At 73.4% G+C, this 21126-nt stretch carries 18 protein-coding genes; 4 read left to right on the top strand and 14 right to left on the bottom strand.

Annotation, left to right across the window (positions count from 1 at the left end):
* Positions 1-14: 14 nt before the first annotated feature.
* From E6R62_RS08255 to E6R62_RS08220, 8 genes are all read right to left on the bottom strand, one after another.
* Positions 15-959, bottom strand: coding sequence for an ornithine cyclodeaminase family protein (locus E6R62_RS08255; protein ID WP_240801543.1), 945 nt, complete (start codon positions 957-959; stop codon positions 15-17).
* Positions 956-2035 (bottom strand): proline racemase family protein, encoded by a 1080-nt coding sequence (locus E6R62_RS08250; RefSeq protein ID WP_240801542.1) that lies wholly within the window; start codon positions 2033-2035, stop codon positions 956-958. The genes E6R62_RS08255 and E6R62_RS08250 overlap by 4 nt, the downstream gene beginning before the upstream one ends.
* Positions 2032-3036 carry a proline racemase family protein gene (locus E6R62_RS08245; RefSeq protein ID WP_136212650.1) on the bottom strand — a complete coding sequence of 335 codons (1005 nt, stop codon included), beginning with the start codon at positions 3034-3036 and terminating at the stop codon, positions 2032-2034. Before E6R62_RS08245 ends, E6R62_RS08250 begins: the two co-directional genes overlap by 4 nt.
* Before the next feature lie 17 nt (positions 3037-3053).
* Positions 3054-3977 carry a dihydrodipicolinate synthase family protein gene (locus tag E6R62_RS08240; protein WP_136212649.1) on the bottom strand — a complete coding sequence of 308 codons (924 nt, stop codon included), beginning with the start codon at positions 3975-3977 and terminating at the stop codon, positions 3054-3056.
* A gap of 86 nt (positions 3978-4063) precedes the next feature.
* Positions 4064-5518 carry an NAD(P)/FAD-dependent oxidoreductase gene (locus E6R62_RS08235; protein ID WP_136212648.1) on the bottom strand — a complete coding sequence of 485 codons (1455 nt, stop codon included), beginning with the start codon at positions 5516-5518 and terminating at the stop codon, positions 4064-4066.
* Positions 5499-5828 (bottom strand): (2Fe-2S)-binding protein, encoded by a 330-nt coding sequence (locus E6R62_RS08230; protein WP_136212647.1) that lies wholly within the window; start codon positions 5826-5828, stop codon positions 5499-5501. The genes E6R62_RS08235 and E6R62_RS08230 overlap by 20 nt, the downstream gene beginning before the upstream one ends.
* A gap of 106 nt (positions 5829-5934) precedes the next feature.
* Positions 5935-7113, bottom strand: coding sequence for an FAD-binding oxidoreductase (locus E6R62_RS08225; RefSeq protein ID WP_136212646.1), 1179 nt, complete (start codon positions 7111-7113; stop codon positions 5935-5937).
* A gap of 124 nt (positions 7114-7237) precedes the next feature.
* Positions 7238-9643 (bottom strand): collagenase, encoded by a 2406-nt coding sequence (locus E6R62_RS08220; protein ID WP_136212645.1) that lies wholly within the window; start codon positions 9641-9643, stop codon positions 7238-7240.
* Between the two features lie 216 nt (positions 9644-9859).
* Here E6R62_RS08220 and E6R62_RS08215 point away from each other — a divergent pair, with 216 nt between their 5' ends.
* A complete protein-coding gene (locus E6R62_RS08215) occupies positions 9860-11236 on the top strand; it encodes an aminopeptidase P family protein (protein WP_240801541.1) in 1377 nt (458 codons plus the stop codon).
* Here the strand turns inward: E6R62_RS08215 and E6R62_RS08210 are convergent.
* From E6R62_RS08210 to E6R62_RS08200, 3 genes are all read right to left on the bottom strand, one after another.
* Entirely contained in the window at positions 11233-11634 is a 402-nt protein-coding gene (locus tag E6R62_RS08210) for a hypothetical protein (protein ID WP_136212644.1), read from the bottom strand. The two genes, E6R62_RS08215 and E6R62_RS08210, sit on opposite strands and share 4 nt — an antisense overlap.
* A gap of 136 nt (positions 11635-11770) precedes the next feature.
* Positions 11771-12169: a RidA family protein gene (locus E6R62_RS08205; protein WP_136212643.1), complete on the bottom strand. Its 399-nt coding sequence runs from the start codon at positions 12167-12169 to the stop codon at positions 11771-11773.
* A complete protein-coding gene (locus E6R62_RS08200) occupies positions 12166-13440 on the bottom strand; it encodes an acyl-CoA dehydrogenase family protein (protein ID WP_136212642.1) in 1275 nt (424 codons plus the stop codon). The genes E6R62_RS08205 and E6R62_RS08200 overlap by 4 nt, the downstream gene beginning before the upstream one ends.
* Before the next feature lie 97 nt (positions 13441-13537).
* Between E6R62_RS08200 and E6R62_RS08195 the strand changes: the two genes are divergently transcribed.
* From E6R62_RS08195 to E6R62_RS08185, 3 genes are read left to right on the top strand one after another with little or no spacing between them, the layout of a single operon-like run.
* On the top strand, positions 13538-15157 hold the full coding sequence (locus tag E6R62_RS08195) for an AMP-binding protein (protein WP_240801540.1): 1620 nt from the start codon (positions 13538-13540) through the stop codon (positions 15155-15157).
* 4 nt (positions 15158-15161) lie between these two features.
* Complete coding sequence (locus E6R62_RS08190) at positions 15162-15962, top strand: PaaX family transcriptional regulator C-terminal domain-containing protein (RefSeq protein WP_136212640.1); 801 nt, start codon at positions 15162-15164, stop codon at positions 15960-15962.
* A 51-nt stretch (positions 15963-16013) separates the two neighbouring features.
* On the top strand, positions 16014-16853 hold the full coding sequence (locus E6R62_RS08185) for a GNAT family N-acetyltransferase (RefSeq protein ID WP_136212639.1): 840 nt from the start codon (positions 16014-16016) through the stop codon (positions 16851-16853).
* 8 nt (positions 16854-16861) lie between these two features.
* Here E6R62_RS08185 and E6R62_RS08180 read toward each other — a convergent pair whose 3' ends face one another.
* The 3 genes from E6R62_RS08180 to argF form a co-directional block, all read right to left on the bottom strand.
* Complete coding sequence (locus E6R62_RS08180; RefSeq protein ID WP_240801539.1) at positions 16862-19129, bottom strand: bifunctional salicylyl-CoA 5-hydroxylase/oxidoreductase; 2268 nt, start codon at positions 19127-19129, stop codon at positions 16862-16864.
* A gap of 4 nt (positions 19130-19133) precedes the next feature.
* Positions 19134-19961, bottom strand: coding sequence for an enoyl-CoA hydratase family protein (locus E6R62_RS08175; RefSeq protein WP_136212638.1), 828 nt, complete (start codon positions 19959-19961; stop codon positions 19134-19136).
* A gap of 142 nt (positions 19962-20103) precedes the next feature.
* Positions 20104-21126, bottom strand: coding sequence for an ornithine carbamoyltransferase (argF, locus tag E6R62_RS08170; RefSeq protein ID WP_136212637.1), 1023 nt, complete (start codon positions 21124-21126; stop codon positions 20104-20106).

The following is a 21126-nucleotide window of genomic DNA, read 5'->3' as shown; positions in this document are numbered from 1 at the left end:
GACAGCGTACAATGTCACGTTGCCCCGGCGGTCCCCGAGGCGTGGAACAACGCGATCGCCACGGCCAGATCCTCCCAGGCCATCCCCACGCTCTTGAAGAGTCGCGGACCGCTTTCCCGCTCCGGCGCCGGATGACGCCCGGCGACGAGATCGGCGAGGGTGCCCGCGATGTGGCCGGGGCCGATCGCGCCCTCCGCCTCCGGGATCAACAGGTCGCCCGCCTCGCGCAGGGCCGCCGCGCGCGACTCCACGTACACCGCGGACCGGCGCACCAGCGCGGTGTCGGTCTCCCGGGCGTCCGGCTCGTGCGAGCCGACCGCGACGACCGTCGCACCGGCGCGCACCAGCCGACCGTCGAACAGCGGGGTACGGGCCGTGGTGCAGCAGAGCACGAGGTCGGCGTCGGCCACGTCCTCGGGCGTACCGGTCCGGGCGGCGAGGCCCAGGGACCGCGCGTGCGCGGCGAGCCGCTCCGCCCGGTCCGGTGCGCGGGCCACGATGGTCACCCCGGCCAACTCCCGCTCCGCGCCCACGGCTTCGAGGTGTCCGTACGCCTGCGGTCCCGCACCGAACAGGACCAGCCCGAGCGGCCGGTCCCGGGGCGCGAGGTGGCGCAGGGCCAGCGCCGACACCGCCGGGGTGCGCAGGGCGGTCAGCGCCGCGCCGTCGAGCAGGGCCAGGGGGCGCAGGGTGGGGCCGTCCAGGAGGAGGTAGGAGCCGGTGATCCGGGGCAGACCCCGGGCGGCGTTGCCCGGCGCCACTCCCGCGATCTTCACCCCGGCGTACCCGCCCGCCGCGGCCGGCATCAGCAGGAGCTCCCCGCCCGGCACGGGTACGGCGCCGCGCTGCGGGCAGCCCTCCGGGTCCAGGCCGGCGCGCAATACCCCGGCCAGGGCGTCGGCCGCCTCGGAGGGGGTGAGCCGGCCCGCCAGGTCCGCGCCGGAGAGCTGGGCGATCACAGCGCGAACCCGGTGCCGAGCGCGTCCAGCGGGTCGACGAGGAAGGCGTGCTCGCCTGTGCGGTAGACCGTCCCGGTGACCTCCGTGACCACGCCTTCGGCGCCGCCGGACACCACCCGGCCGGTGAAGACGGTGCCGATGACCGACTCGTGCAGCAGGTCCTCCCCCTCCCCCAGCCGCCCGTCCTCGGCGAGCAGGGCGAGGCGTGCGGCGGTACCGGAACCGCAGGGCGAGCGGTCGAACTGCCCGTCCGCGAAGACCGTCACGTTGCGCTGGTGCGGTCCGAACGGGGTGTCGGGGAGTTCCTCGTACAGGATCACGCCGTACACGCCCGAGAGGAGCGGGCCGCCCGGGTGCCAGGTCCCCGGGTGCGTGGCCAGCGCCGCCCTGATCTCCTGTCCGGCGCGTACCAGTGCGGGCAGGGCGGCCGGGGAGACCTCCAGCCCCAGGTCCCGCACCGCGACCGCGGCGTAACAGGCCCCGGCGTGCGCGATGTCGGCTTCGACCAGGCCCAGGGTGGTGGCGACCGGGACCTTGCGGGCGCTCACCCGGGCCGGCACGCCCCGGAACGTCACCCCGGTGGTGCGGCCTCCCGAGCGGTGCACGGTGGCGGTGACCCGGCCCGACGGCACGTCGACGCGGACCTGCGCGCTGCCGTCGTCGGGCGCCGGGACGCGGCCGCAGTCCACGGCCCACGCGCCGAGGGCCATGGTCCCGTGGCCGCATGCGGTGGAGTAGCCGTCCTTGTGCCAGAACAGCACGCCGAAGTGGGCTCCGTCGTCGTCCGGCGGGACGACGAACCCGCCGTACATGCCGGCGTGCCCGCGCGGTTCCCGCACGAGGAGCCGCCGTACGTCGTCCAGCGCGCTCCGGCGCGGGGAGGTCGCGGAGCCTGTGGGGCCGATGGCGGTGGCGCACCGTTCCGCGACGGTGTCCCCCGGCACGGCGGGCATTGCCCCGGAGGCGGTGTCGACGATGCGGAAGGGCTCCCCCGCCGCGTGGTAGTCGGTGGTGCGGACAGTGGTGGGGAAGGCGTCGAAGCCCGGGGCGCCGTGGGCGGGCGCGGCGTCGGTCACAGCAGGAACCCTCCGGGGAACGGGTCGGTGGGGTCGAGGAAGTACTGGGCGGTGCCGGTGATCCAGGCCCGCCCCGTGACGGTGGGGATCACCGCCGCGCGACCGCCCACCGTCGTCTCCTCGACGAGCCGGCCCGTGAACTCGGTCCCGATGAACGACTCGTTGACGAAGTCGGCGCCGAGCGGCAGGAGCCCCCGGGCGTGCAGTTGGGCCATCCGGGCGCTGGTTCCCGTACCGCAGGGCGAGCGGTCGAACCAGCCGGGGTGGATGGCCATCGCGTGCCGGGAGCGGCGGGCGTCCGAGCCCGGGGCGGCGAGGTAGACGTGCTTGACCCCGGCGATGGAGGGGTTCTCGGGGTGGACGGGCCGGTCCGCGGAGGCGTTGACGGCGTCCATGACGGCGAGCCCCGCGGCGAGGAGGTCGTCCTTGCGGTCCCGCTCGAAGGGGAGACCCAGGGCGTCGAGTTCGACGAGGGCGTAGAAGTTGCCGCCGTAGGCGAGGTCGTAGGTCACCGCCCCGTATCCGGGCACGTCCACCTTCAGGTCGAGCCCGGCGCAGTACGAGGCGACGTTGGTGAGGGTGACGGCGGTGGCCGCCCCGTCCTCGACGCGGACGTCCACGCTCACCAGCCCGGCGGGGGTGTCGAGCCGGACCGTGGTGACCGGTTCGACGACCGGGACCATGCCGGTCTCGACCAGGACGGTGGCCACCCCGATGGTGCCGTGTCCGCACATGGGCAACAGGCCCGACACCTCGATGTACAGCACGCCGAAGTCGGCGTCGGGCCGGGTGGGGGGCTGGAGGACGGCGCCGCTCATCGCGGCATGGCCGCGCGGTTCGTACATGAGCAGGGTGCGGACGTGGTCCAGGTGCTCGATGAAGTGGAGCCGCTTGTCTGCCATGGTGGCGCCGGGGATGACCCCGATCCCCCCGGTGATGACCCGGGTCGGCATGCCCTCGGTGTGCGAGTCCACCGCGTGGTAGATGTGGCGCGTACGCATGAGTCCCCCCACGTCTGCTAGTTGAGGCCCTCGGCCAGGGCCTTTTCGGTGGCGGCGCGGACGGCCGCCTCGGTCTCGCCGGTGAGCGGGAAGCGCGGCGGCCGGGTGGCTCCGCCGGGACGGCCCGCCAGGTCCATGGAGAGCTTGATGGCCTGCACGAACTCGGTCTTGGAGTCCCAGCGCAGCAGTGAGTGCAGGGATTTGTAGAGCGGCAGCGCGGTGGTGAGGTCGCCCGCGACGGCGGCGCGGTAGAGGGTGGCGCAGGACCGGGGCAGGGCGTTGGGGTAGCCGGCGATCCAGCCCACGGCGCCCGCGAGCGCCAGTTCCAGGAGTACGTCGTCGGCTCCGATCAACAGGTCGAGGCCGGGCGCGAGTTCGGCGATCTCGTAGGCGCGACGGACGTCTCCGCTGAACTCCTTGACGGCGACGATGCTGCCGTCCGCGTGCAACCGGGCCAGGAGCGCGGGCGTCAGGTCCACCTTGGTGTCGATGGGGTTGTTGTAGGCGACGACGGGCAGGCCCGCGCCCGCCACCTCGGCGTAGTGGGCCCGGACGGCTTCCTCGTCGGCGCGGAACGCGTTGGGGGGCAGCAGCAGGACGGATCCGGCACCGGCCTCGGCGGCCTGCTCGGCCCAGCGGCGGGCCTCGGCGCTGCCGTAGGCGGCGACCCCGGGCATGACCCGGTCGCCGTCGCCCGCCGCCTCCACGGCGGTACGCACGACACGCGCGCGCTCCTCGTCGGTGAGGGTCTGGTACTCGCCGAGGGAGCCGTTGGGGACTACGCCGTCGCAGCCGTTGTCGATGAGCCAGGCCACGTGTTCGGCGTAGGCGTCGTAGTCGACGCGGAGGTCTTCGCGCAGGGGCAGCGCCGTGGCGACCATGATGCCGTGCCAGGGGCGGGTGCGGGGCGGGACGGGCGCGGGGGTGTGCGCGTGGGTCATAAAGGACTCCCTAGAGTGGTGTGTGACATTTTACTAAGGGACATGAGCCGGCCACAAGGGGCCGGACCGGCCCGATCCGGATCGGATCAGGGGTTTTCCCGCGGGAGTTCGGCCAAGTGGCGCAGCGGGACGGGACAGGAAAAGGGACGCCGGTCGGGGGCGGCTCCCGCCGCGGCGGAGGTCTCGCCCGCCAGGGCGGCGACGGCCGGGCCGCACATCCGGCCCTGGCACCAGCCCATGCCGGCACGGGTGAGGAGTTTGACGGTACGGGAGTCCCGCGCGCCGAGGTCACGCGCGGCCTGTCGGATTCGCCCGGCCGAGACCTCTTCGCAGCGACACACGTCGGTGTCCTCGCGCAGCCAGTCCGCCCAGCCCTCGCCGGGCCGGTGCGCCGCGGCCATCGCCCCGGCGAAGGCGCGCAGCCGTGAGCGGCGTCGGAGCAGGTCGGCCGGCGCGGGTCGGCCGGCGAGCGAGAAGGCCGCCAGTTCGCCTTCGACGAGGGCCAGTTGGGCGCCGCCGATGCCCCCGGTCTCGCCCGCGGACCAGATGCCGGGAACGGAGGTTCGCTGCCCGGCGTCGAGTTCCAGGGCGACCGTGCCGTCCTCGCCCGCCCGGGTGGCGCAGCCGAGGGCGGTCGCCAACTCCAACTGGGGCACGAGGCCGTGGCCGACGGCGAGGGCGTCACACGGGATCCGCCGCTCCGTACCGGGCAGCGGGCGCCAGTCGGCGTCGAGCCGGGCCACGGTGACGGCCTCGACCCGACCGCGGCCGTGCGCCTCGGTGACGGCGTGCCGGGCCAGGAGGCGGACCCCGTGGCGCAGCAGCGCGCCGCCGTACGTCGCCCCCTCGGCGAGCTTGCCGGGGTTGCGCAGCAGCGCGGGCAGCCGCCCCGCGTACGCGGTGTAGGAGGCGGCCTCGACCACGGCCGGGACGATGGCTCCGGCTGCGGCGAGGGAGCCGGCGACGGCGAGCAGCAGCGGCCCGCTCCCGGCGACGACCACCCGCCTGCCCGGCAGCACCAGGCCGCCCTTGAGCATGGCCTGCGCGCCGCCGGCGCCGATCACCCCGGGCAGCGTCCAGCCCGGGAAGGGGAGTTGCCTCTCGTACGCCCCGGTGGCCAGCAGTACGGCGCGGGCCCGGACCGTGGCGGAGCGCTCCTCGGGGCCCGCGACGGCGTGCAGGGTCCAGCGGTCCCCGTCCGGGACCACCGTCCAGACGTGGTGGGTCGGGAGGTACGTGATCCGGCCCGACCGCTCGTGGGCGCGCAGGGCCGCTTCGCGGGAGGCGAAGGCGGCCCACCCGTGGTGCAGGGCCTCGGGGCGTACCGCGCCGAGGTCCGGGGCGGGCCGGCGGTAGAACTGGCCGCCGGGCCGCTCCCCCGCGTCCAGGAGCACCACCCGCAGCCCGAGGCGCGCGGTGGTGACGGCGGCGGCCAGCCCGGCGGGCCCGGCGCCGACGACGGCGACGTCGGCGGGGATGTCGGCGGGACCGCCGGGGGCGCCGGGGTCGGCCGGCGTGGACTCAGACGGCGAGGTCGGCACGGCCGGTCCCTTCCTGGGTGGTGACGGTGTCCCCGGCCCGCGCCGGGATCAGACAAGCCCGCTGGTTCGGCCGGCCGTTGAGGGTGACGAGGCAGTCGTGGCAGCTGCCGATCCCGCAGAACACCCCGCGCGGGGCGCCTCCTTCACGTGTGGTGCGCCAGGCGAGGATGCCCGCGCTCCACAGCGCGGCGGCGATGCTCTGGCCCGACTCCGCCGTCAAGTCGCGGCCGTCGAAGCGCAGGACGTACGTCTCCCGGGGAGCCCCGCCCACGAGGTCGCGGGGGGTGCGGTCACCGGTGCGCCGGCTCATCGGCGGTCTCCTTCTCCTGGCGTCTTTCTCGGGTCGTCTGCGCCGGGGGCGGCCGTGGCGTCTTTCTCCGGGCGCCCTCGCCCGAGCGTGGCCCCGGACGGTCGGCTCACCGCCCCTCCCCCGGTCCGGGTTGCGGCCCGAACGGCCTGTCCGGCCGGAAGGGGCCCGGGTCCAGGGGCGGTTCGGCTCCGGTCAGGGCGGCCGCGATCAGGGCGCCGGTTGCCGGGGCCAGGCCGATGCCCGCGCCCTCGTGCCCGCAGGCGTGCAGCAGGCCGGGCACCCGGGGGTCGGGGCCGATGGCCGGGAGGTGGTCGGGGAGGTAGGGGCGGAAGCCGTGGTAGGCGCGCAGCACCCGCACGTCGGCCAGCACGGGGAACAGCGCGGCCGCCTGGGACGCGAGCCGGCGCAGGGCCTCCACCGACAGGGAGCGGTCGAAGCCGACCCGCTCCCGGGTGGCCCCGATGAGCACCGGGCCCGAGGGCGTGCCCTCCACCACCGCCGAGGACTGGAGCGCGGCCGACCCGCTGGCGACGTCCGCGATGTAGTCGGCGGCGTAGACCTTGTGCCGTACGACCCTGGGCAGCGGCTCGGTCACCAGGACGAAGCCGCGGCGCGGCAGCACCGGCAGGGTGGTCCCGGCGAGTTCGGCGATCCGGCCGCCCCAGGTGCCGGCGGCGTTGACGACGGCCGGGGCGAGGAGTTCCCGGAAGCGGGTCCGCACGCCGCGTACGGCGCCGCGCCCCACCACGAACTCCGTCACCTCCTCCCCCAGGTGGATCCGGGCCCCCTGGGCGGTCGCCGCGGCCAACAGCCGGGCCGCCGCCTGGGCGGGCTGGACCTGGGCGTCCTGCGGGTAGTGGAAACCGCCCGCGAGTCCCGGTGCCAGATGGGGTTCGAGCTCGCGCAGGTCCTCGGTCCCCGCCTCGACGGCGGTGACGCCCGCGGCGCGCTGGCCTTCCGCGAAGGCCCGCAACGCCGCGAGCGAAATCTCGTCGGGAGCGACGACCAGGCCGCCCTTGTCCTCGTACTCCATCTCCGGCGGCATGACCGCGGCGAGTTCGCGCCACAGGGCCGCCGACAACAGGGCCAGGTCGAGCTCGGGTCCGGCTTCCTTGTCGGAGACGAGCAGGTTGCCCTCGCCCGCCCCGGTGGTACCGCCGGCCACCGAACCGCGGTCGACGACGGCCACGCGCAGTCCCGCGCGGGTGGCGTAGTACGCGCAGGCGGCTCCGACGACGCCCGCGCCGACGATGACGGCGTCCAGGCTGCTGCTTCTCTTGGGCACGGCAGTAATATGTCACATTCTTTATCGGGTTCCCAGGGTCGGCCGAGACCCATCGGAATCGGCCGGAGCCGCCCGGACCGGTCCCCTCCCCCCGTTGCGGCAGGGGGCCGGTCCGAGGCCGCGGTCAGCTGCGCAGCGGGCCCTCGCAGCTGTAGTTCGAGGTCCCGGCGACGTGGTTCGTCCAGATCTCCACGGGACCGAAGGAGCAGTTCATGTCGGCGAGGTTGTTGGACACCGGCGCCGAGCGGTCGAGGATGAAGTAGTCCACCGTCTCGGACATGTCCTTGAAGTTCTGGTCGTCGCTGCGCCAGTTCTTCAGGTTCGCGGTGATCCGGCCGGTGCAGGTGAACCGGCGCTTGCCGGCGTCACCGTTCTCCACGCAGTCGGGGGTGTTGTAGGTGGCCGTCGCGAACGAGGACTTGACGTTGGCGAGCGCGGAGTCGCGCAGTCGGTCGTTGGCGGTGAAGGAGGTGTTCGGCACGTACAGCTGGTCGACCTTGGCGATCTGGGCGTCCAGGAACTTGTCGTAGTCGCGCTGGAGGTAGGTGTCCGAACCCATGCGGTTGCGCCAGGCGTCGTAACCCGCGACGTCGTTCTCGCGCAGGTGGGTGTACATCTCCCGGAGCAGGGTGGGCTTCTCGGTCCAGAGGAACTCGAAGAACGTGCCCGCGTAGTTGTAGAAGCGGAACCCGTCGCCGTCGTAGGTGGCGTTCAGCAACTGCTCGACCGACATGCGCGGGCCGCCGCCGGCCGTGTCGGCGATGACGCCCTTCACCAACGACTTGCGGACGGCGATGCCGTTGTCGCGGGTGGCGCCGTCGAAGAACTCGGCGGTGCCCTCGTCCATGGCGGTCGTGCGGTCGCCCTCGTACCAGGGGCCCTCGCCGAAGAGGCCGGGCACGGCGAACCGGCCGTTGAGGTAGTGGGTGTACTCGTGGCGGAAGAGCTCTTCGAGGGTGAGGGAGGAGTCCTGCGGGACGCGGCGCTGGTAGGTGTAGAAGGTGGCGCCGTTCTCGATGTACATGCCGCCGTTGTTGGTGCCGTAGCCGTTCAGCATCGTCTGGTAGGTGACGTAGTCGGCGCGGGAGGCGTACAGCACGATGTTCAGCGTGGTGTTGGTGTCCCCCGCGAGCGGCTGGTCGGTGCCCAGAACCCGGTGGAACTGCGTCTTGACCTGCTTGCTCGCGTAGTAGAGCTGGTCGACGGTGGCCCGGTCGAGGGCCGTGCGGACCTTGATGCCCCCGTTGTCGTACGTGTAGGTGTTGGGGAAGAGCACCTTCTCGATGTCCTCCTTGCACACCGCGTACGGCTTGCAGGCCTCGTAGGTGTTCAGCCACGAGACGATCTTCGCCCACTGCTCGCTGCCCGCGCCCCACGCGGTCTTGACCGGCCCGAGGAGGGCGCCGAGGTCGGCGACGGTCTGGTCCTTGAGGCCGTCCACCTGGCCGAAGCGGCCGTACTCGCCGAGCGCGTCGCGCGCCGCCCAGTCGTTGGCGGTCCCCTTGAGGTGGGTGTAGCCGGCGAAGGCCTTGAAGGCGGCCCGGTAGGAGGGGTCGGCGGACACCGCCGCGTGGAAGGCGCTGTCCTGGTTGCCCGGGTAGACGCCGAGGTAGTTGGTGCTGAGGGCCGCGAGGACGGCGCCGCCCCAGGAGGCGTCCTGGTTGGTCGCGGGGTGTGACGCGTCCAGGGTCGCCAGGACCTTCTTGATGAGGCCCGTCTGGTACTGGCGCAGGCCGGGGCCGGCGGCGTAGAGGGCCTCGCGCAGGGTGCGGGCGTTGGAGGGGGTGGCGTCGAAGGTGTGGGCGGCGTTGCCGAAGTCGGCGATCGCCTTGCGCATCGCGTCGACGGTCGGGGCGTCGGTGAGGTCGATCTCGTCGCGCGAGAAGTCGTGGTACACGGCCGCGTGCAGGAAGGTGAACATCTCCTCCAGGTGGGAGGAGTTCTTGCCGTCGTGGGCCGCGGCCAGGGCGGATATCCGGCGGGAGACGGCCTGGACGTGCGCGTCGTCCATCACGGGCGCCAGGCGGGCGTCCCAGGTCCAGATCAGTCCGCGCAGACAGCCGTCCGCGAGTACGGCCGGGTCCGCGAGGAAGTCGGCGAACTGCTCGGGCGACAGCCCCTTGATCCCGTCGAGGGTGCAGGGCACGTTGACGGCCAGGCCCCGGGTGGTCGCGGCGCTCTGGGCGGTCGCGGGCTTCCCGCTCTTGTCCGTCCGCTGCCCGGCGGCGGCGCCCGCGGTCGGCGCCGCGCCCGGGACCTTGCCGTCGGATATCGCCTGTCCACCGGGGGCCGGGGCCGGTGCGGCGGTGGTGGCGGCGGCGGACGACAGGGGGTTGGCGCGGTGCTCGACCTCGTCGAAGGGGTTCGGCGCGACGGCGGCGGACGCGGCCGCGGGACCGGAGGCGAAGGTCGCGGGTACCGCGGCGCCCGTCTCGGCCGCCTGGGTCACGGCCTGGCCGGCGGAGGCGAGGAGCGTGACGGCGACGGCGGCGGAGAGGAGGGACGAACGCACAGCTCTGTGCTGGGACACCAAGGACTCCTGTGGGGAAGGAAGTGTGAGGACGTACGAGTGCACGAGGCACGAGGTGCATGTCGGTGCATGAGGTGCGAAGTGCGTGAACTGCCCTGCTTCACGCGGCGTTTGACGGGGATTAACGCGGCGCGGTGTGAGCTGTAACATAGTAATGTGAAATTGCACTGACAACCCCTGTGCGCCTACCAGTTCGCTTCTCTTCAGGGAGCCCCCGTGACCGATGCCTCCTCCCGCCTCAACATCGGCAGCCACGACCTGCCCGTATCCGCGGAACTGTCCCGTTTCATGGCGGGCGGCTGGACCCCGTCGTCACCGACCGGCTCCGGCGGGACTCAGGCGCACGACGTCACGCCCGCCCGTCGCGCCCGGCTCTCGGCGCTCTTCCCCGGCGAGCGACTGATCGTCCCGGCCGGCGAACTGAAGGTCCGCTCCAACGACTGCGACCACCGCTTCCGCCCGCACAGCGCGTACGCCTGGCTGACGGGCCTGACCGGCGAGGACCAGGTCGGTCACGTCCTGGTCCTGGAGCCCTCGGGGCCGCGGGGACACGAGGCCGTGCTCTACCTGCGCCCGCGCTCGCCGCGCGCGGACGGCAACGAGGAGTTCTACCGGGACCGCCGGTACGGGGAGTTCTGGGTCGGCCGCCGCGCCGACCTGGCCGAGGCGGAACGCCTGACGGGCATCCGCTGCGCCCGTCTGGACTCGCTCGGTTCACCGACGGGGCGAAACGCCTCCACGGACGGTGAACTCGCCACGGCCCTCTCGGAGTTGCGGCTGGTCAAGGACGCCTGGGAAGTGGAGCAGCTCCAACTGGCCGTCGACCACACGACCGCCGGGTTCGAGGACGTCGTACGGGCCCTGCCGCGCGCGCTGCAACACCCGCGCGGGGAGCGCTGGATCGAGGGGGTCTTCGGCCTGCGCGCCCGCGCGGAGGGCAACGGGACCGGATACGAGACGATCGCCGCGTCCGGCGCGCACGCCTGCGTCCTGCACTGGATCCGCAATGACGGGCGCCTGGACCGGGACGAACTGCTCCTGCTGGACGCGGGCGTGGAGACGGACACCCTCTACACGGCGGACATCACCCGCACCCTCCCGCTGTCGGGCCGGTTCTCCCCGGTCCAGCGACAGGTGTACGAGCTGGTCCTGGCCGCCCAGGAGGCGGGTATCGCGGCGCTGCGACCCGGCGCGAGCTTCAGGGACTTCCACCGGGCGGGCATGCGGGTGATCGCGGAGGGGCTCGCGGACTGGGGGGTGCTCAAGGACCCGGAAGGGGACCTGCACCGGCGGTACACCCTGTGCAGCAGCGGCCACATGCTGGGACTGGACGTCCACGACTGCGCGAAGGCGCGGGCGGAGACCTACCTCGACGGGGTGCTGGAGGAGGGCCAGGTCCTCACGGTCGAACCGGGCCTGTACCTGCAGCCCGACGACGAGACGCTGCCCGCCGAACTCCGGGGCATCGGGGTCCGCATCGAGGACGACCTGGTCGTCACGGCGACGGGCGCCCGGCTGATGTCGGGCGCCCTGCCGCGTACGGTCAGCGGGATCGAGGAGTGGATGGGAGTCCTGCTGGAGGAGAGGGCCTAACGGCCACCACCGCCGTGGTCGCCGGAACCGCCGTTCCAGTCACCGTGGTCCTGGGAGTCGTGGTTCCGGTCACCGTTCCAATTTCCGTGATCGCCACTCCAGTTGTCGTTGCGGCTGTTGCTCCAGTCGCCGTGGTCGCCGCCCCGCCAACCACTGTCGTTCCAATTGGCGTTGCCCCAATTGCCGTTGTCGTCGTTTCGGCACCAGTCGGGCCGGTTGTCGTGGTCGTTCCAGCGGGAGGAGTCGCAGCAGTCGCGCCCGTTGTCCCCCCGCCAGTGGTCGGAACACTGTTGGTCGTGTTGCGGAAGGGTGGCGGCGAACGCGCCACTGACGGGCATCAGACCGAGCGTTGCTCCGGCGGCTCCTGCCACGACGGCCGCAATGATCCCACGGCGCATAACGATGCACCTCCGAGCATTGGCGATGTTCTTTGCAAAAAGGACATTTCCACCCTCTCTCTTCTCACCGCCCACTGTCAAAGGCGTCCGGTCCAAAACCTGGGACGGCGATCGTGGATGCCGTGGTGTGCGCAGGTCAGTCCAGTACGGCGACGCCGTCGAGTTCGACCAGCGCCTGTTCGTCCCACAGCCTCACCGCGCCGATGACCGCCATCGCCGGGTAGTCGCGCCCCGCGAGGGCCCGCCAGATGCGGCCGAGTTCCGGGGCTTGTCGCCGGTACGCCTCCACGTCCACCGGATACACCGTCACACGGGCCAGCCGCTCGGGGGTCCCGCCCGCCGCCGCGAGCGCCGCGAGCAGGTTCGACAGCGCCCGCTCGAACTGCTCCGCCAGCGTGTCCCCCACCACCTTGCCGGAGCCGTCCAGGGCGGTCTGGCCGGCCAGGAACACCAGGCGGGAGCCGGTGGCGACGACGGCGTGCGAGAAGCCGGTCGGCGGGGCGAGGTCCGCCGGATTGACGCGTTCGAGGCTCATCGGGCCGCCACCTCCCGGTAGAGCTCCTTGGCGATGATCGTGCGCTGGACCTCGCTGGCCCCCTCGTAGATGCGCGGCGCGCGCACCTCCCGGTACAGGTGCTCCAGCAGGTGGCCCCGCTGGAGGGCGACCGCGCCGTGCAGCTGGACGGCGTGGTCCACCACGTACTGCGCGGTTTCCGTGGCCAGCAGCTTCGCCATGGCCGCCCGCCTCGGCACCTCCGGCGATCCGCCGTCGTAGGCCCCGGCGGCGGCGTACACCAGCAGCCGGGCGGCCTCCGTCCGCGTGGCCATCTCCGCCACCCGGTGCGCCACCGCCTGGAGGTCCGCCAGGACGCCGCCGAAGGCACTCCGCCCGGCCGTGTGCGCGAGTGTCGCGTCCAGCGCGGCCCGGGCCATGCCCACGGCGAAGGCCCCGACGCTGGGCCGGAACAGGTTCAGGGTGTCCATCGCGACGCGGAACCCGCGCCCCGGCTCGCCCAGCACGTCCTCGGGGCCGACCGGTACCCCGTCGAAGGAGAGGGAACCGATGGGATGCGGGGAGAGCATGTCCAACGCCTCGCCCGTCAGGCCCGGCCGGTCGGCCGGGACGAGGAAGGCGGTGATGCCCTTGGCCCCGGGTCCCTCACCCGTACGGGCGAAGACGGTGTAGAAATCCGCCTCCGGGGCGTTGGAGATCCACCGCTTCTGCCCGGTGAGCCGCCAGCCGCCGCCGACCCTGCCGGCATCGACCGGCCGCTCCCGGACGCCCTCGTCCCCGGCGCCCTCGTCCCCGGCGCTGCCCACCCCGCCATGCCCGGCCCCGATGCCCGCCGCACCGGTATCCGCCCGCCCTCCGGTGTGCGCCGCCGCACCGCGGCCGCCCTCCGGCTCCGCCGTCAGCGCCAGCGCCGCCGCGTCCGAACCGGCGCCCGGCTCGCTGAGCGCGAACGCGGCCACCAGTCGGCCCTCCCGCACCCCCGGCAGCCAGCGTTCCCGCTGCGCCCGGCTCCCGGCGCGCAGCACCGGGTACGCCCCCAACCCTTGGAGGGCCAGCGCCGTCTCGGCCTCGGTACAGCCGTAGGCGAGTGATTCCCGCAGCAGGCACAGCTGCAGCGCGCCCGAGACGAACACCCGCTCCAGCAGGCCTTCTTCCCCGAGCGCGGCCAGCAGCGGTCGGTTCACCCGGCCCGGCTCGCCCTTCTCGGCCAGCGACCGCAGCCGCCCCGCCGACAGGGCGCGCAATCGCCCGCACCATTCCTCTTCGTCCACCCCGAGCGCGAATCCGGTCATGCAAACAACCCCGCATCTATCGCGTCCTGTTGACTGCCGTCACCGTCACGATACGCTCGTCACGCGATCCGCGACCGTCCCGAGGGGGCGAACCAGCTTGGAGCTCAAGCCTTCCGCGCACGTCGACACCTTTACCCGCGACCGCCTGCCGCCCGGTGAAGCCTGGCCGCGCCTGCTGTTCGACCTGCCCGAGCTGGCCTATCCGGACCGGCTGAACTGCGGGGCCGAGCTGCTGGACGCCACCATCGACCGGTTCGGGCCGCACCGCCCGGCCTTCCGGGGCTCCGACGGGCAGGTGTGGTCGTACGGGGAGCTGCGCGAGCGCGTCGACCGGCTGGCCCACGTCCTCACCGCCGACCTCGGCGTGGTCCCCGGCAACCGGGTCCTGCTGCGCGGTCCGACCGGCCCGTGGCTGGCCGCCTGCTGGCTCGCGGTGATGAAGGCGGGAGCGGTGGCGGTCACCGTGCTGGCCCAGCAGCGCGCCCAGGAGCTGGCCACGGTGTGCGCGATGGCCGAGGTACGCCACGCCCTGTGCCACGTGGACGTGCTGGACGACCTGGTCAAGGCCGAGGTGCCGGGACTGCGGATCACCCCGTACGGCGGGGGGACCTCCGATGACCTCCTGCGTCTGTGCGACGGGCACGCGGGGCCCTTTCCCGCTGTGGCGACCTCCGCCGACGACGTCGCCCTGATCGCCTTCACCTCGGGCACCACCGGCCGCCCCAAGGGCTGCATGCACTTCCACCGCGACCTGCTCGCCGTGGCCGACACCTTCTCCCGCCAGGTGCTGCGTCCCCGGCCCGACGACGTCTTCGCGGGCAGTCCGCCGCTCGGCTTCACCTTCGGGCTCGGCGGGTTGGTGGTCTTCCCGCTGCGGGCCGGCGCCTCCTCGCTGCTACTGGAGCAGGCGGCGCCCCGCCGGCTGCTGCCGGCGCTCGCCGAGCACCGCGTCACGGTCCTGTTCACCGCGCCCACCGCCTACCGGGCGATGCTGGACACCCTGGGCCCCTATGACGCCGGGGCATACGACCTCGGCGCGCTGCGCCGCTGCGTCTCGGCGGGCGAGAACCTGCCCGCCGCCACCTGGCAGGCCTGGTACGAGCGCACGGGACTGCGCATCATCAACGGCATCGGGGCCACCGAACTGCTGCACATCTTCATCTCGGCCGCCGACGACGACATCCGGCCGGGCACCACCGGCCGGGTGGTGCCCGGGTGGGAGGCCCGCGTCGTGGACCCGGCGGGGCGGCCGGTGGCGGACGGGGAGCCCGGACTGCTGGCCGTCCGGGGGCCGGTGGGCTGCCGCTACCTGGCCGACCCGCGACAGGCGCAGTACGTGCGCGACGGCTGGAACCTGACCGGGGACACGTACGTGCGCGACGGGGACGGCTACTTTCGGTACGTCGCCCGGGCCGATGACATGATCATCTCTTCGGGCTACAACATCTCCGGCCCGGAGGTGGAGGAGGCCCTGCTCCGCCACCCGGACGTGGCGGAGGCCGCGGTCGTCGGACGCGCCGACGACCGCCGCGGTCAGGTCGTGGTGGCGTACACCGTGCCGCGCGACGGGGTCACACTGACGGAGGAGACCCTTCGGGCCTTCATGCGGGCCGAGCTGGCGCCGCACAAGTGCCCGCGCTCCTTCGTCTTCGTCCCGGCGCTCCCCCGGACGCCGACGGGCAAACTGCAACGCTTCCGGCTGCGCGATCTAGAGTGAACCCGTGGCCGAGCAGCACACTCCGCGATCCCTGATCGTCACGTTTTACGGCGCCTACGGGCGGGCCTTCGACGGCCCCGTCCCGGTGTCCGCGCTGATCCGCCTGCTGGGCGCGGTCGGCGTGGACGCGCCGTCCGTCCGCTCGTCGGTGTCCCGGCTCAAGCGGCGGGGCTTCCTGCTGCCCGCGCGGGCGGCCGACGGATCGGCCGGGTACGAGCTGTCCGAGGAGGCCAGGCAGTTGCTGGAGGACGGCGACCGGCGGATCTACGGGTCCCCCCGGTGGTCGCGGGAGTGGCTGGTCGCCGTCTTCTCCGTTCCCGAGCAGGAGCGGCACAAGCGGCACCTGCTGCGTTCCCGGCTGGCCCGGCTGGGCTTCGGCTCGGTCGCGCCGGGCGTCTGGATCGCCCCCGCGCACCTGTACGAGGAGACCGGCCGCACGATGGAGCGGCTGCTCCTGACGCCGTACGTGGAGCTGTTCCGCGGCGCCCACCTCGGATTCGCGCCCACGGCCGAGGCGGTGGCCCGGTGGTGGGACCTGACGACGCTGGCCAAGCAGCACGAGGAGTTCCTGGACCGGCACGAGCCGGAGTTGCGGGCGCTCCAGTCGGGCCCGGAGCCGACCCAGGAGCAGGCCTACCGGCGCTACCTGCAGGCCCTGGACAGCTGGCGCCGGCTCCCCTACTCCGACCCGGGGCTGCCGCCCGAGCTGCTGCCCGCCGACTGGCCGGGCGACCGCGCGGCGGCCGTCTTCGCGGAACTGCACGCCCGGCTGCGGGACACGGGGGCCGGGTTCGTGCGGTCCTAGCGCCCGAAAAGAGGGTGCGGGCGCGGTGAACGGTGGCCAGGATGGGCCGGCATGACATGGACCTTCACCTCCGACTTCGCCGCCTTCGTGGCCGCCGCCGGGCCGGCCGTCGCATCACGGCCCGTGGAGAACACCTCCCTCCTCACCGTCATGGACGGGCTGGAGCGGCGCGGCCCGACGGCCTACGGGTCCGACACCCCGTTCTTCGGCTGGTGGACCGGCGCCGACGGAAAGGTGTCCGGCGGCCTGCTGTGCACTCCGCCGCACCCCCTGCTGCTGGGCGTGGTGCCCGCCGGGGCCGTGGCGGCGCTGGGCGCCGCGCTGAGCGCCCGATGCCTGCCGGCCCCGTTCGACGGGGTCAACGTGCGCCGCTGCGACGCGGCGGCGCTGTCCCGGGCGTGGAGTAGGCCGGCGCGGATCACGACGGAGAACCGGCTGTACCGGCTGGCCGAACTGCACGCCCCGGACCCCGTGCCGACCGGCCGGGCCCGGGTCGCCGACGAGGCGGACCTTCCGCTGCTGGTCGACTGGGTCAACGCCTTCAAGCGCCAGGCCGGCGAGCCCGGAAGCGCTTCCGAGGCGGTCCTGCGCCACCGGATCTCGTACGGCGGGATGCTGCTCTGGGACGACGCGGGCACGCCCGTGTCGATGGCGGGCTTCTTCCGCCCGATCTCCTCGGTCTGCCGCGTCGGCCCCGTCTACACCCCGCCCGAGCTGCGCGGCCGGGGGTACGCCGCCGGGGCCACGCACGCGGCGAGCGAGGCGGCGTACGCGGCCGGCGCCACGGAGGTGCTGCTCTTCACGGACCTGTCGAACCGCACCAGCAACGGCGTGTACCAGCGCCTCGGCTACACACCGGTGGAGGACCGCGTCGTACTGACGACCGCATGACGCCCGGCCTAGCCGCGCCCGGTCGGCGGCTTGCGGCTGCCCGCCCGGTAGGGGGCCGGCCAGGGCGCGGCCGGGCCGGTGTAGGACTGGTCGGCGGCGGCGTGCAGCGTCCAGTGCGGGTCGTAGAGGTGGGGGCGGCCCACCGCGCAGAGGTCGGCGCGCCCCGCCAGCAGCAGGGAGTTCACGTCGTCCCAGGAGGAGATCGCGCCGACGGCGATCACCGGGACGCCCAGGGCGTTGCGGATCCGGTCCGCGTAGGGCGTCTGGTAGGAGCGTCCGTATTCCGGCGACTCCTCGGCCACCACCTGGCCGGTGGACACGTCGATGGCGTCCGCGCCGTGGGCGACGAAGGCGGCCGCGATGTGTTCGGCGTCCTGCGGGGTGGTGCCGCCGGGGGCCCAGTCGGTGGCCGAGAGCCGGACGGTCATCGGGCGGTCCTCGGGCCAGGCCTCGCGGACCGCGTCGAAGACCTCCAAGGGGAAACGGAGCCGGTTCTCCAGGCAGCCGCCGTAGGCGTCGGTGCGGTGGTTGGTGAGCGGGGAGAGGAATCCGGACAGCAGGTAGCCGTGCGCGCAGTGCAGTTCGAGCAGGTCGAAGCCGCACTCGGCGGCCCGGCCGGCGGCCCGGGCGAAGTCCGCGCGGATCACGGCGAGGTCGGCGGCGTCGAGGGCGCGCGGCACGGCGGAGACCCCGGGCCGGTACGGCAGCGCGGACGCGGCGACCAGCGGCCAGTTCCCCTCGGGGAGGGGCTCGTCCATCCCCTCCCACATCACCTTGGTGGAGCCCTTGCGGCCCGAGTGGCCGAGCTGCACGCCGATGGCGGCTCCGGGGGCGGAGGTGTGGACGAAGTCCGTGATCCGCTTCCAGGCGGTCGCCTGCTCCGGCGTGTACAGACCGGCGCACCCCGGGGTGATCCGGCCTTCGGCGTTGACGCAGACCATTTCGGTCATGACGAGGCCGGCGCCGCCCAGAGCCCGGGAACCGAGGTGCACGAGGTGGAAGTCGCCCGGCACGCCTTCGCGCGCCGAGTACATGTCCATCGGTGAGACGACGACCCGGTTGCGCAGGGTCAGTCCCCGCAGGGTGAACGGGGTGAACATCGGCGGCGTGTCCGGGTGGGACGGGCCGCCGTCGGGGCAGCCGAACTCCCTTTCCACCGAGCGGGTGAAGCGCGCGTCGCGCAGCCGCAGGTTGTCGTGGGTCACCCGCCGGCTGCGGGTGAGGAGGTTGAACGCGAACTGCCGGGCGGGCTGGTCGACGTAGCCGGCGATCTCCTCGAACCAGCGCATGCTGGCCGCCGCCGCGCGCTGGGTGCTCGCCACCGCGGGGCGCCGGGCGGCCTCGTAGGCGGCCAGGGCGGCCGGTACGTCCGGCTCGGCGGCGATGGCCTCGGCGAGCGCGAGGGCGTCCTCCACCGCGAGCTTGGTACCCGAGCCGATGGAAAAGTGCGCGGTGTGCGCGGCGTCCCCGAGGAGGGCCACGTTGCCGTGGGACCAGCGTTCGTTGACGACCGTGCGGAAGCGGGTCCAGGCGGACTTGTTGCCGCGCAGGGGGCGTCCCCGCAGGGCCTCGCCGAAGACCTTGGCGCAGCGGGCCGCCGATTCCTCCTCGTCGCACAGGTCGAGGCCGGCCGCCCGCCACACCTCCTCGCGCATCTCGATGATCACCGTGGAGGAGTCGGCGGCGTACGGGTACCCGTGCAGCTGCATGACCCCGTGCTCGGTCTCGGCGATCTCGAAGCGGAACGATTCGAAGGCGAAGTCGGCGGCGAGCCAGATGTAGCGGCACCGGCCGGTCGTCACCGTCGGCCGGAAGTGCGCGGCCCCGCTCTCCCGGGTCGCGCTGTGCACCCCGTCCGCGGCGACCACCAGGTCGTGGGAGGCGGCGAGCGCGTGCGCGTCCGGTGCCCCGGTGCCGAAGCGGAGCGTCACCCCGAGGTCGGCGCAGCGTTCGTGCAGGATCCGCAGCAGCCGGCGCCGGCCGAGCGCGGCGAATCCGTGGCCGCCGGAGGTCAGCATCCGGCCCCGGTGCACCACGGTCACGTCGTCCCAGCGGGTGAACTCCGCGCCGAGGGCGGCGTGGACGACGGTGTCGGCGCGCTCGATGCCGCCCAGCGTCTCGTCGGAGAGGACCACGCCGAAACCGAAGGTGTCGTCGGGGGCGTTGCGTTCGTGGACCTCGACGGCGTGGCCCTGCCGGGCCAGCAGCGCGGCGCAGTAGAGTCCGCCGGGCCCCCCGCCCACGACGGCCACCCGCAGCCTCTTTCCGAGGGGCACGGCGCTACCTGCCCTTCCACTCCGGCGGCCGCTTCCCGGTGAAGGCGGCGTGGAACTCGGCGTAGTCCGTGCCGTGCATCAGCAGCGCCTGCGTGTTGGCGTCGAGCTCGACGGAGGCGGCCAGCGGCATGTCCAGCTCGGCGGTGAGCAGTGCCTTGGTCTGCGCGTAGGCGAGGGCGGGTCCGGCGGCCAGGTGCGCGGCCAACTCGGCGGCCCGGGTGTGGGCCTTGCCCTCCTCGGTGATCTCGCTGAGCAGGCCGATCCGCTCCGCCTCGGGCGCGCGTACGGGCTCTCCGAGCATCAGCAGCCGGGTGGCGTGCCCGAGGCCCACGACCCGGGGCAGCAGGTAGGCGGCGCCCATGTCGCCGCCGGAGAGGCCGACCCGGGTGAAGAGGAAGGCGAAGCGGGCGGTGGGGTCGGCGATGCGGAAGTCGGCGGCGAGCGCGAGGACGGCCCCGGCCCCGGCGGCCACCCCGTGGACCGCGGCGATGACGGGGAAGGGGCATTCGCGGACGGCCCGGACCACCTGGCCGGTCATCCGGTTGAAGTCGAGGAGCTGGGCGGTGTCCATGGCCAGGGTGGCGCCGATGATCTCGTCCACGTCTCCGCCGGAGCAGAAGCCGCGTCCCTCGCCGCCCAGCACCAGGGCGCGCACGGAACGTTCGCGGGAGAGTTCGGCGAGCAGATCGCGCAGGTCGGCGTAGGCGCCGAAGGTGAGCGCGTTCAGCTTCCCGGGTCGGTCGAGGGTGACGGTGGCCACGCCGTCCTGCCGGGTCACCCGGAGGTGGCGCCACCGTTCGGTCGCTGGGGTGGAACCGATGAAGGGGCTCACGGAAACGACGGTATCACCGGCTCGTGACTGCCGTCACAGAAACGCTATGCGCGGTTCCGATACTCCGGCGGGGTCGGGAGCGCGGCGGCACGACAACGGGGCCGGTCCCGCCGGACCGGCCCCGTCGAGGATCGGCGTATGACTATGCGGGCAGGCCCGCGTCCGGCGCCGCGAGGGTCGCCACGAGGACGGCCTTGATGGTGTGCAGCCGGTTCTCGGCCTCGTCGAAGACGACGGAGTGCGCCGACTCGAACACCTCGTCCGTCACCTCCAGGGACTCCAGGCCGTGCCGGGCGTGGATGTCGCGGGCCACCTGCGTGCCGAGGTCGTGGAAGGCGGGCAGGCAGTGCATGAACTTCACGTCCGGGTTGTCGGTCGCGCGCAGCACGTCCATGGTCACCGCGTACGGGGACAGCACCCGGATGCGCTCGTCCCAGACCTCCTTGGGCTCGCCCATGGAGACCCAGATGTCGGTGATGACGAAGTCGGCCCGGGCGACGCCCTCGGCGATGTCCTCGGTCAGGGTGATCCGGGCGCCGCTCCGCTCGGCCAGGACGCGTGCCGCGGACACCACCGACCCGGCCGGCCAGTAGGCGCGGGGCGCGACGATCCGTACGTCCATGCCCAGCAGGGCGCCGGTCACCAGGTAGGAGTTGCCCATGTTGAAGCGGGCGTCGCCGAGGTAGGCGAACGCGATCCGCTCCAGCGGGCGGTCGCAGTGCTCGGTCATGGTGAGCAGGTCGGCCAGCATCTGGGTGGGGTGCCAGTCGTCGGTGAGGCCGTTGAAGACGGGCACGCCCGCGTGCGCGGCGAGCTCCTCGACGGCGGCCTGACTGTCACCGCGGTACTCGATCCCGTCGAACATCCGGCCGAGGACACGGGCGGTGTCGCGGACCGACTCCTTGTGGCCCATCTGGGAGCCGGAGGGGTCGAGGTAGGTGGTGTGGGCGCCCTGGTCGGCGGCGGCGACCTCGAAGGCGCAGCGGGTGCGCGTGGAGGTCTTCTCGAAGATCAGCGCGATGTTGCGGCCCCGGAGGTACTGCTGCTCGGTGCCGTTCTTCTTGGCGGCCTTGAGGGCGGCGGCGAGCTCGATCAGACCGCGGAACTCGGCGGCGGTGAAGTCGAGCTCCTTGAGGAAACTGCGGCCGACGAGGTCGGTGGCCAT

Source organism: Streptomyces sp. A1136 (genome assembly GCF_004795055.1).
GTDB lineage: Bacteria > Actinomycetota > Actinomycetes > Streptomycetales > Streptomycetaceae > Streptomyces.
Note: the sequence above shows the minus strand (reverse complement) of the source record. Positions and strands in the feature narration are given on the sequence as shown.